This is a genomic window from Conexibacter sp. CPCC 206217 (genome assembly GCF_030646165.1).
Classification (GTDB): domain Bacteria; phylum Actinomycetota; class Thermoleophilia; order Solirubrobacterales; family Solirubrobacteraceae; genus Conexibacter.
On record NZ_JAUTDO010000005.1, the window covers coordinates 402,964 to 419,324 of the forward strand.

General features: G+C 70.4%; 16 protein-coding genes. 7 read left to right on the plus strand and 9 right to left on the minus strand.

Annotated features, from left to right (window positions below; all coding sequences use genetic code 11):
- Positions 1–97: 97 nt before the first annotated feature.
- Entirely contained in the window at positions 98–661 is a 564-nt protein-coding gene (locus Q7L65_RS15985) for a TetR family transcriptional regulator (protein WP_304722485.1), read from the minus strand.
- Positions 662–786: 125 nt separating this feature from the next.
- Here Q7L65_RS15985 and Q7L65_RS15990 point away from each other — a divergent pair, with 125 nt between their 5' ends.
- Entirely contained in the window at positions 787–1,707 is a 921-nt protein-coding gene (locus tag Q7L65_RS15990) for an SDR family oxidoreductase (protein WP_304722486.1), read from the plus strand.
- Here the strand turns inward: Q7L65_RS15990 and Q7L65_RS15995 are convergent.
- On the minus strand, positions 1,704–2,588 hold the full coding sequence (locus Q7L65_RS15995) for a hypothetical protein (RefSeq protein WP_304722487.1): 885 nt from the start codon (positions 2,586–2,588) through the stop codon (positions 1,704–1,706). The genes Q7L65_RS15990 and Q7L65_RS15995 overlap by 4 nt on opposite strands.
- A 68-nt stretch (positions 2,589–2,656) precedes the next feature.
- On the opposite strand from Q7L65_RS15995, the gene Q7L65_RS16000 reads away from it, so the two are divergent.
- The gene (locus Q7L65_RS16000) at positions 2,657–3,763 is read left to right on the plus strand and encodes a trans-acting enoyl reductase family protein (protein WP_304722488.1); all 1,107 of its coding nucleotides are present in this window, start codon (positions 2,657–2,659) and stop codon (positions 3,761–3,763) included.
- Between the two features lie 64 nt (positions 3,764–3,827).
- Here Q7L65_RS16000 and Q7L65_RS16005 read toward each other — a convergent pair whose 3' ends face one another.
- Positions 3,828–4,637, minus strand: a complete 810-nt coding sequence (locus Q7L65_RS16005; protein WP_304722489.1) for an alpha/beta fold hydrolase — start codon at positions 4,635–4,637, stop codon at positions 3,828–3,830.
- Positions 4,638–4,724: 87 nt separating this feature from the next.
- On the opposite strand from Q7L65_RS16005, the gene Q7L65_RS16010 reads away from it, so the two are divergent.
- The 3 genes from Q7L65_RS16010 (at position 4,725) to Q7L65_RS16020 (ending at position 8,780) form a co-directional block, all read left to right on the plus strand.
- Positions 4,725–4,991, plus strand: coding sequence for a hypothetical protein (locus Q7L65_RS16010; RefSeq protein WP_304722490.1), 267 nt, complete (start codon positions 4,725–4,727; stop codon positions 4,989–4,991).
- 143 nt (positions 4,992–5,134) lie between these two features.
- Positions 5,135–7,129, plus strand: coding sequence for an acetate--CoA ligase (gene acs, locus Q7L65_RS16015; protein ID WP_304722491.1), 1,995 nt, complete (start codon positions 5,135–5,137; stop codon positions 7,127–7,129).
- 79 nt (positions 7,130–7,208) lie between these two features.
- On the plus strand, positions 7,209–8,780 hold the full coding sequence (locus Q7L65_RS16020) for an acyl-CoA synthetase (protein WP_304722492.1): 1,572 nt from the start codon (positions 7,209–7,211) through the stop codon (positions 8,778–8,780).
- A gap of 36 nt (positions 8,781–8,816) precedes the next feature.
- Here the strand turns inward: Q7L65_RS16020 and Q7L65_RS16025 are convergent, their stop codons facing one another.
- The 5 genes from Q7L65_RS16025 to Q7L65_RS16045 all read right to left on the minus strand — a co-directional run bounded on the left by Q7L65_RS16025 (position 8,817) and on the right by Q7L65_RS16045 (position 14,766).
- Positions 8,817–9,404: a TetR/AcrR family transcriptional regulator gene (locus tag Q7L65_RS16025; RefSeq protein WP_304722493.1), complete on the minus strand. Its 588-nt coding sequence runs from the start codon at positions 9,402–9,404 to the stop codon at positions 8,817–8,819.
- Positions 9,405–9,494: 90 nt separating this feature from the next.
- A complete protein-coding gene (locus Q7L65_RS16030) occupies positions 9,495–11,675 on the minus strand; it encodes a PQQ-binding-like beta-propeller repeat protein (protein WP_304722494.1) in 2,181 nt (726 codons plus the stop codon).
- Positions 11,676–11,910: 235 nt separating this feature from the next.
- On the minus strand, positions 11,911–13,002 hold the full coding sequence (locus Q7L65_RS16035; protein WP_304722495.1) for an FUSC family protein: 1,092 nt from the start codon (positions 13,000–13,002) through the stop codon (positions 11,911–11,913).
- Positions 13,003–13,029: 27 nt separating this feature from the next.
- Positions 13,030–14,268, minus strand: coding sequence for a serine--tRNA ligase (gene serS / locus Q7L65_RS16040; RefSeq protein ID WP_304722496.1), 1,239 nt, complete (start codon positions 14,266–14,268; stop codon positions 13,030–13,032).
- Positions 14,269–14,286: 18 nt separating this feature from the next.
- The gene (locus tag Q7L65_RS16045; protein WP_304722497.1) at positions 14,287–14,766 is read right to left on the minus strand and encodes a cytochrome c; all 480 of its coding nucleotides are present in this window, start codon (positions 14,764–14,766) and stop codon (positions 14,287–14,289) included.
- A 34-nt stretch (positions 14,767–14,800) separates the two neighbouring features.
- Between Q7L65_RS16045 and Q7L65_RS16050 the strand changes: the two genes are divergently transcribed.
- Positions 14,801–15,202 carry a hypothetical protein gene (locus Q7L65_RS16050; RefSeq protein ID WP_304722498.1) on the plus strand — a complete coding sequence of 134 codons (402 nt, stop codon included), beginning with the start codon at positions 14,801–14,803 and terminating at the stop codon, positions 15,200–15,202.
- 167 nt (positions 15,203–15,369) lie between these two features.
- On the opposite strand, the gene Q7L65_RS16055 is transcribed toward Q7L65_RS16050, so the two are convergent.
- Positions 15,370–15,822, minus strand: coding sequence for a hypothetical protein (locus tag Q7L65_RS16055; protein WP_304722499.1), 453 nt, complete (start codon positions 15,820–15,822; stop codon positions 15,370–15,372).
- 94 nt (positions 15,823–15,916) lie between these two features.
- Between Q7L65_RS16055 and Q7L65_RS16060 the strand changes: the two genes are divergently transcribed.
- Positions 15,917–16,282: an NADH-quinone oxidoreductase subunit A gene (locus Q7L65_RS16060; protein WP_304722500.1), complete on the plus strand. Its 366-nt coding sequence runs from the start codon at positions 15,917–15,919 to the stop codon at positions 16,280–16,282.
- The last annotated feature ends 79 nt before the right edge of the window (positions 16,283–16,361 follow it).

Sequence of the window (16,361 nt, forward strand, 5' to 3'; positions counted from 1 at the left end):
GTGCCCGATCGCGGCGCGAACGTAGACGCGCCCTTCGCGCGCGAGTTGCGCGCGCGGTCAGCGCGCGCGGGTCGCGGATGCGACGCGGGCGGATCCGCTACGCGGCCGTCACGGCCCGCAGCTCCGCGAACGACTCGTGGATCAGCTGTTCGAGGTCCTTCTCGTTGGCCCGGGCGACCCACCGCTCGAACGCGACGCGGAAGACGAGGATCGCGGCCTCGGCGGTGAGGGGTGCGGCGGGATCGTCGACGCCGCGCTGGCGCAGCGCGGCCGCGACCGCGTCGGCGAGCTTTGCGAGCTTGATCAGCTCGCGCTCCTGCAGCGCCGGGTTGGCGGCGATGATCTGCTGGCGGTGGGCGGCGAACTCGCGCCGCTCCTCGAACGCGGCGGCGACTGCGTCCAGGGCGACGGTCACGGCTTCGAGCGGTGGTGCGGACGCGGGGGCGGCGATGACCTGGGTCACGAACAGCTCTTCGAGCGCCTCCGCACCGTGGAAGAGCACCTCGCGCTTGTCGGCGAAGTAGCGGAAGAACGTGCGCTTGGTCAGCCCTGCGCGCTCGGCGATGTCCGCGACGGTCGTCGCGTCGAAGCCGCGCTCGCCGTAGAGCGTGAGTGCGGCGTGCTGGAGTTTCCCGAGCGCGTCCGGTTGCCATCGGCCCATACGGTCCAGGTTAGTCGATGGCACCTGGTGACATGACTCTGCTACGGTGATGTCACTTAGTGTCATCGACCGTCCTTGGGCTCGCCGACGCGGGGCGAAGGACGGGCTCCTCCGGAGGTCTTCTCATGCGTGTTCTCGTCACCGGCGCGTCCGGCCACATCGGCTCCGCGGTCGTTCCCGAGCTGCTCCAGGCCGGCCACCGGGTCGTCGGTCTCGCCCGCTCCGACAGCTCCGCGGACGCCCTCGCGGCCGCCGGCGCCGAGGTCCGCCGCGGCGATCTCGACGACCTCGACGGCCTGCGGGAGGCCGCCGCCGCTGCCGACGGCGTCATCCACCTCGCCTTCAAGCACGAGGCGATGCAATCCGGCGACTTCCCCGGCGCGGTCGCCGCCGACCTGCGCGCGATCGAGGCGATCGGGGCGGGGCTGGAGGACTCCGGCAAGCCGTTCGTCAGCACCTCGGGCACGCTGATGCTGACCTTCGGGGGGATCACCGGGCGCGCTGGCACGGAGGAGGACGTGCTGGAGGCCGGCCCGCGGATCGACGCGGAGAACACGGTGATCGGGCTGGCTCAGCGCGGCGTGCGCTCCTCGGCGGTGCGCCTTCCGCCGCTGGTGCACAGCACGCTCGACCACCACGGCTTCGGCCCGACGCTGATCGCGATCGCACGCGAGAAGGGCGTTGCGGGCTACGTCGGCGACGGATCCAACCGCTGGCCCGCGGTCCACACGCGCGACGCCGCGCGCGTCTACCGCCTGGCGCTGGAGAACGCCGCGGCCGGATCGCGGCTGCACGCGGTCGCCGACGAGGGCGTGCCCTTCCGCGACATCGCCGCGGTCATCGCGAGCAAGCTCGACGTGCCCACGGCGAGCATCGCGGCGCAGGAGGCCGGCGAGCACTTCTCATTCCTGGGCGCCTTCGTCGCGCTCGACAATCCGACGTCGAGCGCGCTGACCCGGCAGCGGCTGGGCTGGGAGCCGACCCATCCGGGGCTGATCGAGGACCTCGGCGCCGGTCACTACTTCGGTGCCGCGACAGCCGCTTAGCGGCGCTTCTTGCGCTTGCGGCGAGCGCCCTGGCTCTCGCCGTCGTCGCCGAGGCCCGGGAGGGTCTCGACGGCGTCTTCGTCGCCGCTGTCCGCGGCGGGCGCGGACGCGTCGAGGTCCTCGGGGGCGTGTTCACCGCGGCGGACCTCGGCGGCGCGCACGCGCTGCTCGCGCATCTCGGCCGCCGTCGGCCACGGCACGGCTTCGCCGCTGGACCAGGCCGCCGGCTCTCTCGCTCTGTTGAAGCCCCAGAACAGCAGCGCCAGCATCAGCAGCCAGTAGACCTGGACGATCGGCAGCGGCAGGATCGCGATCACGAACAGGACCGCGCTGAAGACGCCGAGGTAGCCGAGGAAGCGCGACAGCAGGCCGACTCTCATCGCGTTCAGCGAGACCATGATCAGGCCGATCGCGAAGGCGAACTGGGCGGCGATGCCGATGTAGATCAGCGCGCCGACGCCGGAGGCGTCCTTCAGCTCGTCCCACGTCAGCGAGCTCTCGGTCGCGAAGTGGTGGATGCGGATCGCGGTCACGACCTGCAGCACGCCGCTGAAGATCGCCAGCGCGACGCCGCCGATCAGCAGCAGCGGGCGTATGAACGGCTGCACCTCGGCGCGCGCCGAGGTGGCGCGCAGCAGGAAGTCGGCGACGAGGGTGATCGCGAGCAGGCCGAGCAGCGACGAGGCCGCGCCGATCAGCACGGCCGTGCGGTGGTCCGCCTGCGTCAGCGCGCTGGTGAGCGCGTTGTCGGTCGACGCGGTGCCGACGGCAATTCGCACGATCAACGGCGCGGCGATCGTCAGGACGGCTGCGAAGACCGCAAGGATGGCCACGCGCGGACGCTCGCGCGCCTCCGCCTGGAGAAGGTCGTTCGTGGCCATGTGGCGCACATGCTAACCGGGCCGGTGATGCGGCGACTCGCGGGGTGCGCTGCCGTAGACTCGCGCGGATGCGGAACGGCGCGATCGCCGTCTACGGCGCGACTGGCTACACCGGCACGCTGGTGGCGCACGAGCTGCGCCGTCGGGGGCTCGACTGCGTGCTTGCCGGCCGCGACGCCGGCAAGCTCGCGGGGCTCGCCGATCAGCTCGGCGGGCAGGTCCGCACGCATGCCGTCGAACTGGAGGACCGCGACGGCTTGCGCCACCTGCTGGGCGGCTGCAAGGTCGTGATCGACTGCGCCGGACCGTTCATGCGCTATGGCGAGCCGATCGCGCGGGCCGCGGTCGAGACCGGCTGCCACTACCTCGACACGACCGGCGAGCAGTCCTACGTCCAGCTGCTGCACCGCCGTTTCGACGACGCCGCGCGCGCCGCCGAGGTCGCCGTCGTGCCGGCGATGGGGTTCGACTACGTGCCGGGCGACCTGATCGCTCACCTCGCCGCGCAGGGGCTCGAGCCGCTCCGAGAGCTGACGATCGCCTACTCGACGCGTGACGTGACCCCGACCCGCGGCACGACGCGCACCGCGATGGAGCAGGCGCGCGACGGCGGCGAGGTCTACGAGGACGGCGACTGGCGACCCGCGCCGCTGCGCGCGCGCCGGATCCGCTTCCGCTTCCCCGAGCCGCTCGGCTGGCAGCCGGTGATGCGCTACCCCTCAGGCGAGGTCGCGATCGTGCCGCGCCATGTCCGCACGCGCCGGCTGACGACGCTGATGGGCGTCGAGACGCTCGTCGGCCACCGCGCCGCGGCGCCGCTGGTGCCGATGCTGATGCCGGCGTTCACGCTCGCGCTGCGCACGCCGCTGGAGCGGCTCGTGCACGCGGCCGTCGACCGCTTGCCGGAGGGTCCGCCGGAGGACCAGCGCCGCGCTGCGCGATTCACCGTCGCGGTGGTCGCGGCGGGGGAGGACGGCCGCACGCGCAGCGGGCTCGTGCACGGCGCCGACCCCTACGGCCTGACCGCGACGACGACGGTCGAGGGTGCCGCGCGGATGCTCGCCGACGACTTCAAGGCCGCCGGCGTGCTCGCCCCCGCCAGCGCCTTCGACGCGCGCGACTTCCTCGACGCGCTCGCGCCCGCTGGCGTCACGTACGCGCTGGACCCGGCCTAGCGCCGCTCCGCGCACGGCGTGCCTGGCTCTGCCGGCGCCTCGCAGCGAGGGGGCGCGTGCGCGCTTACGACAGCGCCCGGACCGCGGCGAGCGTGTCGCCGTCGAGCGTGCGGCGGGCGTGGGGGAGCAGGGCAGCGAGCGCGTCGGCGGATTCGACGAGGTGCGCGGGGGTCGCGCTGTCGGTGAGGACCGCGACGGGGACCGCGATTGCGCGCAGCTCGCCGCGCGTGACGGGCCAGCTCGCGAGCCCGCCGAAGTCGGCGAAGAAGGCGCGGTGGGCGGCTCTGACCGCGTCGTCGGCATCCGGTCGCCACGCCTCGACGGCCGCGGCCGGACCGCCCTCGCGCAGCGCGACCTCGAGCAGCGCGCGCTGCTCCGACAGCACCGCCGTCGCGCTGGCCGAGAACTGGTGCAGCGGCGGGGCCACCAGCACCGCCCCGCTGAGCAGCCCGGGCAGCCGCACGAGCAGGTCGAGCACGATCAGGGCGCCGAAGCCGGTGCCGACGGCGAGGGGAGCGGCGCCGGCAGAGCCAGGATCGGCCGCGGAGCCGCTCGCCGCGCCCGCCGCCCCGCCCGGCCCGCCCGTCGCCCCGCTCGGCTCAGCGTCGCCGATCGCCCCCGCCAGCATCGCCCTCGCGTCCTCGGCCTGCTCCTGCACCGTCGTGCGCTCGTACGGCTCGGGCGCGCCGCTGGCGCCGTAGCCGCGGCGGTCGTAGGCGAGCGTGCGCAGGCCGGCCCGGTCGCCGAGGGCGGCGACGAGCGCGTCCCAGTCGCGCGCGTCGGCAGCGAGGTCGTGCACGAGCAGCAGCGGCCGGCCGCTTGCGTTCGCGTCGACCGACAGTTCGACCCCGGCCCCTTCGACGGTCATCCTCATGCGCCGCAGCCTAATGATCGGGCCGCGCGCGGCGCAGATCTCGGCTTCTTCGCGAGCCCGCGGGCGCGGGGGAGTACCATCAGCCGCATGGAAGGCTTCGGTGGACTTTTCGGGGATCCGGACGAACTGCAGCGCAAGATGGCTGAGTTCGCGGACCAGATGCAGGGTGCCCAGAGACTCGCCTGGGCGGACAACGCGATCAAGCTCGCGGTCGACCTGACGGTGGCAGCGGTCAACCGCGTCAACATCCAGGGCACGACCGAGGAGCAGGCGCAGCAGATCCGCAGCGTCATGGCGGTCGTCTTCCCCGAGGCGGTCACGCTCGTGCGCGAAGCCCGCCAGGGCTTGCAGTAGCGCACGGCGCAGCCCGCGCGAAGCCCCTCGCGCGGCGCCCTGCGCGCTCCCTTGTCCCAGCTCAGTCCACCTGGTGGAATTCATTGCGGACGGCTTGCCGGGTACAACTCCCGCTTGGACGCCCGGCGAGGAGAGGGAGCGAGATGGCTGATACCGCACCAAGAGACGGCACGACGCTGGAGCACGAGCTCGAGGCGATGCTGGAGATCGAGCGGTTCGATCCGCCGGCGGAGTTTCGGCGGCAGGCGCTGCTGAGCGATCCGGCGGTCTACGAGGAGGCCGCGCGCGATCCGCAGGGGTGGTGGGCAAGACAGGCCGCGAACCTCGACTGGTTCGAGCCGTGGGACGCGGTCCTCGACGACTCCGACCCGCCGTTCTACAAGTGGTTCACGGGCGGCAGGCTGAACGCCTCGCACAACTGCGTCGATCGCCACGTCGAGGCCGGCATCGGCGATCGCGTCGCCTACCACTGGCATGGCGAGGAGGGCGAGCGGCGCGACGTCACCTACGCCGACCTGCATCGCGACGTCCAGCGCTTCGCCAACGCGCTGAAGGAGCTCGGCGTGCAGGCCGGCGACGTCGTCGGGATCTACCTGCCGATGATCCCCGAGGTCGTCGTCGCGATGCTCGCGTGCGCCCGCATCGGCGCGCCGCACAACGTCGTCTTCGGCGGCTTCAGCGCTGAGTCGGTGAAGGAGCGGATGGAGTTCTCCGAGGCGAAGGTGCTGGTGACCGTCGACGGCGCCCGCCGCAAGGGCAGGACCGCGCCGATCAAGGCGACCGTCGACGAGACGATGGGCGACCTGGCGAGCCTGCAGACGATCGTCGTGGTTCGCCACGCCGGCCTGCCGGACGTGCCGATGACCGCCGGCCGCGACGTCTTCTACGACGAGGTCTGCGCGGCCGCGGACCCCGTCTGCCCGGCTGAGTCGCTCGACGCCGAGCACCCGCTCTTCATCCTCTACACGTCTGGCTCGACCGCCTCCCCGAAGGGGATCCTGCACACCACCGGCGGCTACATGACCGGCGTATCGGCGACGCACAGATACGTCTTCGACCTGAAGCCGGAGAGCGACGTCTACTGGTGCGCGGCGGACGTCGGCTGGATCACCGGCCACTCCTACATCGTCTACGGGCCGCTCGCCAACGGGACCACCTCCGTGATGTGGGAGGGCGCGCCCGACTACCCGCACAGAGGGATCTGGTGGGAGGTCGCCGAGCGGACGAGAGCGACGATCCTCTACGCCGCGCCGACGGCGATCCGCACGTTCATGAAGTGGGGCCACGAGCTGCCCGCCAGATACGACCTCAGCGCGCTGCGGCTGCTCGGATCGGTCGGCGAGCCGATCAACCCGAAGGCGTGGCTGTGGTACCAGCAGGTGATCGGCGGCGGCCGCTGCCCGATCGTCGACACGTGGTGGCAGACGGAGACCGGCGCGATCATGATCACGCCGCTGCCCGGGATCACCTCGGCCAAGCCGGGCTCGGCCACGAAGCCGTTCCCGGGCGTCTTCGCGGACGTCGTCAGCGAGAGCGACGGCGAGTCGGTCGAGACCGGCCAGGGGCTGCTGGTGCTGACGCAGCCGTGGCCGTCGATGCTGCGCACGCTCTACAAGGAGGACGAGCGCTTCGTCGAGACGTACTTCGCCCGCTTCGGCAAGGAGACCTACCTCGTCGGCGACGCCGCGCGCCGCGACAGAGACGGCTACCTGTGGATCATCGGCCGCATCGACGACGTCGTCAACGTCTCCGGCCACCGCCTCTCGACGGCCGAGGTCGAGTCCGCGATCGTCGCGCACGAGAAGGTCGCCGAGGCGGCCGTGATCGGGCAGTCCGACGAGGACACCGGCCAGGCGATCGCCGCGTTCGTGACGCTCAACGGGGAGATCGAGGGCAGCGACGAGCTGGTCGCCGAGATCGGCGCCGTCGTCGCCGAGCGGATCGGCAAGTTCGCCCGTCCGAAGCGGATCATCTGGGCCGACGACCTGCCCAAGACACGCTCGGGCAAGATCATGCGCCGTCTGCTGCGCGACATCGCCGAGGGCCGCGCGCTCGGCGACGTCACGACGCTGCGCGACCCCGGCGTGATGGCCGCGCTGGAGAGCCAGGTCAACGAGGCGCAGGCGCAGGAGCAGTAGCGCCGCCTCCCGGTTGACGCGCGCCGCCCGCGCGGAGGAGGATCGGCGGCGCAGGGTGTTCCGGACGAGGGAGGGGACGATGGGCTTCAGCTCCTATGAGCAGGCGTGCGCCGAGCATCGCTGGCAGGTGCCGGCGCGCTACAACATCGCGCAGGACGTCTGCGACAAGCACCCGCCCGAGAAGCTCGCGCTGATCCACGAGCACTTCGACGGGACCGTGCGCGAGGTCCTGTGGGGTGAGCTGCAGGAGCTGTCCAACCGCTTCGCGAGCGTGCTGCAGACCGCCGGCGTGGAGCCCGGCGACCGCGTCGCAATGCTGCTGCCGCCGACGCCGGAGACGGCCGCCGTCTTCTTCGGCACCTGGAAGTGCGGCGCGATCCTGCTGTCGATGTCGGTCCTCTACGGCGACGAGGGGATCCGCCACCGGCTCACCGACGCGCGCCCGCGCGTGCTCGTCACCAACGCGGAGAACGCCGGCCGCATCGATCCGTCGCTGGTCGAGCGCGTGCTGATCCTCGACCACGACCTGCTGGCGACCGGCGCGCAGCAGTTCGAGCCGGTCGAGACCGCCGCCGACGACCCCGCGCAGCTCTACTACACGTCCGGCACGACCGGCCTCGCGAAGGGGATCGTGCACGCGCATCGCTACCTGCTCGCGCACGAGGAGTTCAGCTACTGCCACGAGGTGCAGGACGGCGAGCTGTTCCACGGGATGGGGGAGTGGGCGTGGGCGGCCGGGATCGCGCCGCTGCTGGGGCCGTGGCGCCTCGGCGCGGTGCAGTGCGTCTACCAGCGCGAGGGCGGCTTCGACCCGCACAGACAGCTCGACTTCCTCTCCCGCCACCACGTCACGAACGTCTTCACGACGCCGACCGCGATGCGCTCGATGATGTCGATCGAGGACGCCGGCACGCGCTACCCGCAGCGCCTGCGTCGCGTCTGCAGCGCCGGCGAGCCGCTCAACCCGGAGGCGATCCGCTGGTTCCGCGAGCAGTACGGCGTGACCGTGCTCGACTACTACGGCCTCAGCGAGTCGTATCCGCTCGTCGCCAACTACCCCTTCATGGAGGTCCGCGAGGGGTCGATGGGCAAGGCGATGCCGGGCTGGGAGGTCGCGATCCTCGACGAGGACGAGCGGCCCGTCGCGCAGGGCGAGCGCGGCGAGATCTGCCTGCGCGCCCGCACCAACCCGCACTATCCGCTCGGCTACTGGGAGCAGCCGGAGGCGACCGTCGAGACGTTCGACGGCGACTGGTTCCACACCAAGGACGCCGCCTCGCAGGACCCCGACGGCTACTACTGGTACGAGGGCCGCGCCGACGACGTGATCATCGCCGCCGGCTACCGAATCGGCCCGTTCGAGGTCGAGTCGGTCTGCCTCGAGCATCCCGCCGTCGCGGAGGCGGCGGTCGTCGCCTCGCCCGACGAGCGGCGCGGCTTCGTCGTGAAGGCGTTCGTCGTGCTGGCAACCGGCCACGACGGCTCCGACGCGCTCGCGGACGAGATCAAGGCGTTCGTGCGCGACCGCCTGTCCGCCTACGCCTACCCGCGGCGCGTCGAGTTCGTCGACGGCCTGCCGAAGACCCTGACCGGCAAGATCCGCCGGATCGAGTTGCGGCAACTGGAGGCGGAGCGGGCGCAGGCGGGCTAGGATGGACGGGAACGCTGACTGCCTCCCGGGTCTCGCTCACTCGTGCTCGGCGAGGATCTGGTCCAGCAGACCGAGTGGATCTTCGACGTCGCGATCGGTCAGCTCGTCGAACCAGACGCGGAAGCCCGAGTGAATCCGTGCGACGAACAGTCGTGTGCGCCAGTCCGCGGATCCGGCAGCGCCGCGTCGTCGCATCAACGTGTCTGCGTACTCGCGCTCGAGATCAGCGAACTGCAGCTCCGGCGCCGCGCGCACAGCGGCCGCCCCTTGCAGGACTCTGAGGTATCGCATGATCCGGTCCCAGTCCACGAGCACGTGTCGAGCGAGCTCGCGCATCGCCTGCTGGATCACCTCTCTGTCGCTCATGTCGCTCGGAGCCGATGCGATCGATCCCGTGACCCCGTCAGCCATGTCACGGAACGGCTCCAACAGGAGATCTTTCTTGGTGGGGAAATAGCGGAAGAAGCTGCGCGGCGCCACGTTGGCCACCTCGCATATCTCCGCCACCGAGACGGCGTCGTACCCACGCTCGGCGAAGAGCCCGATCGCAGCCTCGGCGACTGCGGCCTTCGCGGCAGCTCTCTTGCGCTCGCGCAGCGAGCCAGGCGGGTGTCGGCTGGTCACGAACGAAGTGTTGCCGATAGCCGGCGTCGTCGGTATCCGTCCCTCACCACCGCTGCCGGCGCGGGGCGCCGGCAGCGGTGGTGAGTCGTCCTAGTTGATGCCTCTGTTGACGAAAGCCGCGACGTCGTCGATCTCTCTCTCCGAGAGCGAGTCGCCGAAGGCCGGCATGCCGCCGCCGCCTTCCGCGACCTGTCTCTTGGTCGGGTCGAACGCCTTCGCGTCGGGGATCGCGGTCAGGTCGGGACCGCCGTTGCCGCCTCTGCCGTCGGCGCCGTGGCAGACGGCGCAGTTCTCGGCGAAGACGTCTCTGCCGGCCTCCGGGTCGGGTCTCGCGGAGACGTCACCGCCCGCGTCGTCGTCTCTGGGGTCCTCGCCCGCGTGCGTGATCGCCTCGCCGGAGCCCGGCGCCGGCGCGGGGCTGACCTCGCCGTCGAGCGAGAAGACCCACAGGTTCGCGCCATGGGGCGCGCCCGCGAGCGCGTTGCCGCCCGCGACGATCGCGACCTTCTGTCTGCCGTCGACCTCGAAGACCGTCGCCGCCGCGTTGGCGCCGGCGCCGGTCTGGAACGACCACAGCTCTCTGCCGGTTGCGGCGTCGAGCGCGAGCAGGCGGCCGTCGTTCTTCCCGACGAAGACGAGACCGCCGGAGGTCGTCGCCGAGCCGCTGTAGCACGACTGCGGTCTGCCTCTCTCGTTCTTCATCTTGTACGACCAGACCGGCTCGTTCGTGTTCGCGTCGAGCGCCGTCAGATAGCCGGGCATGTCGAAGCCGAGCGTGCCGAGCCCGCCGCCGAGGTTGGTCGAGCCGGCGATGAAGCCGCCGCTCTTGGGACCCTGCGCGCTCCAGCCGATGCTCTCCTGGCCGCAGACGTACAGCATGTTCGTGTCGGGGCTGTAGGACATCGGCGCCCACGTCGTGCCGCCGGAGGGCGCGCCGACCGTGATCGCGGCGCCGCGCTTCGTGCCGCTCGGGTTGAAGACGAGCGAGGCCGGGTCGCCGTCGACCGGCCGGTTGATTCTGACCGTTCTCGCGTTCGGGATCGCCGGCGAGGCGCGGATCAGCTTCTCGAGCGCCTCGTACTGCGCGTCGGTGACTCTCATCGGCATCAGCGCCGTCGTCGACGGGATCCACTGCGTCTTCGCCGACTTGTTCTCCGGCGCCTGCGGGACGGGCGTCTCTCTGCCGGGATAGAGCGGTCTGCCGGTGCGCCGATCGACCGCATAGACCCACGGCATCTTCGGCGCGATCGCCGCCGCCGGGATCTTCTCGCCATCGATCTCGGCGTCATACAGCACGACCGGGCTGCTGACCGTGTTGTCCCAGAGATCGTGGTGCACGAGCTGGAAGTGCCACTTGTATCTGCCGGTGGTGGCGTCGACCGCGACGATCGAGTTCGAGTACAGGTTGTCGCCACCGCGCTCGGAGCCGTTGACGTCCGGACCCGAGGTGCTGGTGCCGAAGATCAACAGGTTCTGCTCCTTGTCGATCGCCGGAGCGTTCCACAGGCCGGAGCCGCCGAGTCTGGCGCTGTCGCCCTCCCACGTCGGGTCGGCGACCGGGTCGTTGCCGTCACCGGTCAACCAGAACTTCCACTTGACCGCCCCGGTCTTCGCGTCCAGCGCCGTCAGACGGCCTCTCGCGAGGAACTCCGAGCCGGAGTTGCCGATGTAGACGAGACCGTCGTAGTAGAGCGGCGCCGCGATCGAGGTGGCGTTGTTCGTGTGCCAGTCGAAGACCTTCGTCTCCCACTTGACTTTGCCCGTCTCGAGGTCGATCGCCTGCACCTTGCCGTCGATCCGCGACGAGTAGAGCGTGTCGGTCCCGTTGTAGCCCAAGCCCCGCGACTCCCAGCCGCAGCAGACGGTCGTGATCTGGGGGTCGAGGTCCCCTCTGAGCTTCCAGATGACGTCCTGCGTGCGCGTGTCGATCGCGAAGACGTCGTTCTCGCCAGTCGACAGGTACAGGTTGCCGTTGATCGCGAGGATGTTCTCCTCGTGCGAGTACTTCGCCGCGGTGCCCGAGTCGAGATCGAGCATGAAGTCGCCCTTGAGGTTGGCGACGTTCGAGGTGTCGATCTGTCTCAGCGGCGAGTGGAAGGTGTGCCCGTAGTCACCGCCGGTGACCGGCCAGTTCACCCCCGCCGGCTCGAACGGATCGATCGTCCCGACGGCGGGGACCGGGTTGCTGTCGCTGGAGTCGACGTTCGACTGCGTCGTCGTGTCGGGCTCGTCGTCGCCTCCGCAGCCCGCGAAGACAGCGACGAGCGCCACCGCGACGAGCGTCAGCAGATACGCGCCGAACCGATGTCGCTCCCGACCACGGCTATCACTGCCCGAAGTGTTCATCTCGACGACTCCCCATCTGAAACGCGCATTGGTCTCCTCCCTCGATGCCGAGCTCCCAAAGCCGTGACACCGCATGCCTAAAGGCAGAGAATGCCACAAGTGGCGCCGTTACGGACGATCGCCCGCTCGTCATCGAATACGACCACCGCCGATTCGTTCGCTATGTCGAGCGCCCGTCGTCGTGCCACGGGCGCGCTCCCGACGGCAGTTGCGGTGCGACGCGCCAGACCAGTTCGCCGATCGCGAGACCGATCAGGATCCCGGCGCCGCTGGTGAGGGCGCGTTCGAGCGCGATGTCGGCGCCCTGGTAGTCGACCGCGCTGATCGTCAGCAGGGCGGTCGGCGTCAGCAGCACGACGAGCCAGAAGTAGCCGCGTGCGAACAGCGCGAAGAGGCCGAATGCGCAGAGGCCCTGGGCGGCGACCATCAGCCACTGCGAGCCGGTCGAGATCGTCAGCAGCGCGATCCCGATCGTCCCCACGAGCGTGCCGGCCGCGCGCTGCAGCGCCCGCACGCGGCTGGCGTGCTCGTCCGGCTGCAGGACCGCGAGGATCGTCAGCGGGATCCAGTAGCCGTGCTCGAGGTCGAGCAGCTTGTAGCCGAGCGTCGTGACCGCGACGACGGTCGCGAGCCGCAGCGCGTGCGCGCGCAGGACGGCGTCGTGCGCGAACGTGTCGCGCAGCTTCCCCGCGCCGGTGCGCAACACGTCGGAGAGCGCCGGGGCAGTGGCCGATCTGTTGAGCGGATGGTCGCCCGAGTAGGCCAGCACCATCAGCGCGACGCCGACGGCGGAGGCCGCGAGGAACCACATGCTGCGCTCGCCGATCGACAACGGGGCGGCGGGGATGCCGTTGGTGATCGTGAAGATCGCGCCGATCACGAAGCCGGTCAGGCCGCCGTCGGGACCGAGCGAGCGCAGCGCGGTCGCGAGCGCGACGATGACCAGAACGGCGACGGCCGAGGCGACCGCGCTGTCCTGCACCGCTGTCGCGATCGTCACCGAGAGCGTGCACAGCAACGCCGCCGCGATCCCCCAGCCGAGCCGCTCGCGCAGCGGCCCGCGCGGGACGCCGAGCGCGGCGTTGAGCCCGCCGAAGCAGCCGGCGACGCCGATCGCCGGCTCGTTGAACGCGACCCCGAGCGCCAGCGGCCCGCACGTCGCGATCGCACCCGCAAGACCCGCGAGCGGATCGATGCCCGCGCGCTCGACGCGGAACGCGTCGGACCAGAGGGTGCCCGTCGCCTCGCTCATCGCGGCGAGAGGCTAACGGGCGTGCCGCTACGACGCAGCCGGGATGACGGCCGGGGCACCCGCGTCTGCGAGCACCTGGGGGAGGACGATCGAGCCGTCCTCCTGCTGGCCGTTCTCCAACAGCGCGATCATCGTGCGGCCGACGGCGACCGCGGTGCCGTTGAGCGTGTGCAGCGTGACCGGCTTCTTCGAGTCCTTGGGGCGGTAGCGGATGTCGAGACGGCGGGCCTGGTAGTCGGTCGTGTTCGACGTCGAGGTCAGCTCGCGGAAGCGCTCCTGCCCCGGCAGCCAGCCCTCGGTGTCGAACTTCTTCGCCGCCGAGGCGCCGAGGTCGTCGACCGCGATGTTGACGACGCGGTAGGGGATCTGCAGGTCCTGCAGGATCGACTCCTCCATCGCCAGCAGCCGCTCGTGCTCGGCAGCCGACTGCTCTGGCGTCACGAACGAGAACATCTCGACCTTGTCGAACTGGTGCACGCGGAAGATGCCGCGCGTGTCTCTGCCGGCCGAGCCGGCCTCGCGGCGGAAGCAGGGCGAGAAGCCGGCGTAGCGCAGCGGCAGCTCCTCCTCGGCGAGGATCTCGCCCGCGTGCAGCGAGGCGAGCGCGACCTCGGAGGTGCCCGCGAGGTAGAGGTCGTCGGCGGGCAGGTGGTAGATCTGCTGCTCGGTGTCCGGCAGGAAGCCGGTCCCGTACAGCGCCTGCTCGCGCACGAGCACCGGCGGGATCACCGGCTCGAAGCCGCCCTCGGCGGCGAGCTTGCCGAGCACCCAGCGCACGAGCGCCAGCTCCAGCAGCACCAGGTCGCCCTTGAGATAGGCGAAGCGAGAGCCCGACAGGCGCGCGCCGCGCTCCATGTCGATGCGATCTCCGGCCAGCTCGAGGTGGTCCTTGCCGGTCTTGGTCGCGTCGCCGACCTCGCGCACGACCGTGTCCTGCGGCGCGGCGTCCTCGGACGGGACGTTCGGCAGCGTCAGCAGCAGTTCGTCGAGCTCGCGCTTGCGTGCGGCCTGCTCGTCGGAGAGCGTGCGCCCGCGTGCGGCGAGCTCGCTCATCGCGGCGTGCTCCTCGGGCGTCGGCGCGCCGCGGCGGCCGCGGCTGAGCTGGTTCTGCTCGGCCTGGATCTGCTCCAGCTGCTCGGTCAGCGTGCGCCACTGCTCGTCGAGTGCGAGCAGGCGGTCGATCGCGTCAGGCGCGACGTCGCCGCGACGGGCGAGCCCGGCGCGCACTGCGTCGGGCTGTCTGCGGATCAGTCTGAGGTCGAGCACGGCTCGGACTCGCGCCCGTCAGTCGCCGCCGGTGTCTGATCCCGGACCGGTGTCGCCCTCAACTGAGGTGCAGGAGTAGCCGTTGGAGGAGTCGCCCGTGCCCTCGGGGCGCTCGCCTGCCTCGGAGCCGGCGTACTTGGCGACGAACTGCGCGACCAGCTTCGCGTCTTCGCCGACGAGGATGTTGCCCGGCATCACAGCGCCGGAGAAGCCGCCGTTCTGGATCGCGTAGAGGACGCGCTCGACACACTCGTGACGGACGTTGAAGTTCGGTCCGTCGGTGCGCTCGCGCGTTCTGATGTTCGCGGCGGACCCGCGAGTGCCGACCTGCTTGAAGGTGTGGCAGCCGGCGCAACGCTGCTTGAAGAGCTCGGCCGGGCGATAGTCCGACGTATCGCTCTTGGAGACCTCGATCTTCTGCTCACCACAAGCGGCGAGAGTGACGGAGATCGTCAGTGCGGCAGCGATGAGGATGATCAACTTCGGGAGGCGCGTCATGCGGTCGGGGACTATACGGAAGAATCCCGCCGCGATGCCCCTCTCCCCCCTCGCTCGCTTCCTCGCGCGCCCGCTCGCGCTCTTGCTGCTCGCCGTCGCGCTGCTCTCGACAGGCTGCGGTTCGCCCGCCGCCGTCGACGTCGCCGAGAGCGAACCGGTCGCGATCGCGATGTCCGAATACCGCCTGCAGCCGCAGGACGTGCGGCTCAACGGCGCCGGCGAGCGGACGTTCGAGATCACCAACGACGGCACGCTCGTGCACCGTTTCGAGTTGCGCAGCGAGGACCTCTCCAGACGGATCGCGCTCGGCAGACCGCTGAAGCCGGGGGAGAGCGAGACGCTGACGGTGAGGCTCGGCTCCGGCAGCTACGTGATGCGCTGCGCCCAGGAGCGCCACAACACGCTCGGCGAGTACGGCTCGGTGAAGGTCGGATGAGAAAGAGGGTCCCGGCGCCGACCCTCTTTGGTTGCCGCCGTTGAGGACGATCGAATGCGAGAAGATCGTCTCGATCGGCGCCGGGACTGAGACGGTTCTTCGCCGTCACCCGTCCGTCTCCTCCTGCGAGACGGAAAACCTTATTTAGGGCGTCCTAATTAAGCGATTCAGATCGCGCCAGCTTCGCTCGCGGCGCGCAGCGCGAGCGCGACGATCACGAAGCACGAGATCGCCATCACGCCGACCTCGCGGCGGACGATCGACATCACGACGACGCGCTGCTCGGCGGGCGGCAGTTCGCCGACTTCCTGCGACGACGTGAAGCCGCGTCCCTCGAGGATCGTCTCGGCCGATCCGATCCGCAGCTGCTCCGCGATGAACGAGACCGCAAGGGGCAGAACCCCATACAGAATGTGGAGATCCCCTTTTGGAGAGTGACCCAGCAGGAGCAGCATCGCGCCCAGCAGAACCTGCACGACGATCGTCGCCTGAGCGGCCCGCAGCAGGGGCCAGAAGATGAGGCTCGGCTCGACCCTGAACCACGCCCAGGCGCCGACGATTCCGGCCGCGAGGTTGAGGACGAGCAGCAGCACGCCGATGATGAGGTGGACAGTTGGCATCTTGCGCCTTTCAGCACATCCAATTCGACACTTTAAGCACTAAGTAACACGTTGTTACAAGCTACTGCTGACTGGTGATATAACCACGGCCGAGATGCTCACTACGTACGGTCCCGCCATCGTCTTCGTCGTCCTCGGTGCCCTCATCGGCGCCGTGTTCGTCTCCGCCGGCTCACTGCTCGGCCCCAAGCGCGCAGGATCTACACAGGAGGCGCAGGTCACTCCCTACGAGTGCGGCCTGCCTTCCGAGGTGAGAGGCAACTTCCGCTTCGGGATCAGCTTCTACCTGATCGCGATGCTCTTCATCCTCTTCGACATCGAGGTCATCTTCCTCTACCCGATCGCCGTGCAGCTGAAGGCGTTCGGGACGTTCGCGCTGGTGGAGACGATCGTCTTCATCGTGCTGCTGATGGTGGCTTTCGTGTACGTCTGGCGCCGAGGTGCGCTCGAATGGAAATAACGCGAGCCAAGCTCGGGGCCCCCGCAGACCAGTCCCGCCCGCCCGGCGGCGAGGAGTTCCGCATCCAGCAGCAGCGCGC

Excerpts from the sequence above, each read along its gene's own strand:
- Q7L65_RS15985 (WP_304722485.1), bottom strand. The coding sequence starts at position 661 with ATGGGCCGATGGCAACCGGACGCGCTCGGGAAACTCCAGCACGCCGCA.
- Q7L65_RS15990 (WP_304722486.1), top strand. The coding sequence starts at position 787 with ATGCGTGTTCTCGTCACCGGCGCGTCCGGCCACATCGGCTCCGCGGTC.
- Q7L65_RS15995 (WP_304722487.1), bottom strand. The coding sequence starts at position 2,588 with ATGGCCACGAACGACCTTCTCCAGGCGGAGGCGCGCGAGCGTCCGCGC.
- Q7L65_RS16000 (WP_304722488.1), top strand. The coding sequence starts at position 2,657 with ATGCGGAACGGCGCGATCGCCGTCTACGGCGCGACTGGCTACACCGGC.
- Q7L65_RS16005 (WP_304722489.1), bottom strand. The coding sequence starts at position 4,637 with ATGAGGATGACCGTCGAAGGGGCCGGGGTCGAACTGTCGGTCGACGCG.
- Q7L65_RS16010 (WP_304722490.1), top strand. The coding sequence starts at position 4,725 with ATGGAAGGCTTCGGTGGACTTTTCGGGGATCCGGACGAACTGCAGCGC.
- acs (WP_304722491.1), top strand. The coding sequence starts at position 5,135 with ATGGCTGATACCGCACCAAGAGACGGCACGACGCTGGAGCACGAGCTC.
- Q7L65_RS16020 (WP_304722492.1), top strand. The coding sequence starts at position 7,209 with ATGGGCTTCAGCTCCTATGAGCAGGCGTGCGCCGAGCATCGCTGGCAG.
- Q7L65_RS16035 (WP_304722495.1), bottom strand. The coding sequence starts at position 13,002 with ATGAGCGAGGCGACGGGCACCCTCTGGTCCGACGCGTTCCGCGTCGAG.
- Q7L65_RS16045 (WP_304722497.1), bottom strand. The coding sequence starts at position 14,766 with ATGACGCGCCTCCCGAAGTTGATCATCCTCATCGCTGCCGCACTGACG.
- Q7L65_RS16050 (WP_304722498.1), top strand. The coding sequence starts at position 14,801 with ATGCCCCTCTCCCCCCTCGCTCGCTTCCTCGCGCGCCCGCTCGCGCTC.
- Q7L65_RS16055 (WP_304722499.1), bottom strand. The coding sequence starts at position 15,822 with ATGCCAACTGTCCACCTCATCATCGGCGTGCTGCTGCTCGTCCTCAAC.
- Q7L65_RS16060 (WP_304722500.1), top strand. The coding sequence starts at position 15,917 with ATGCTCACTACGTACGGTCCCGCCATCGTCTTCGTCGTCCTCGGTGCC.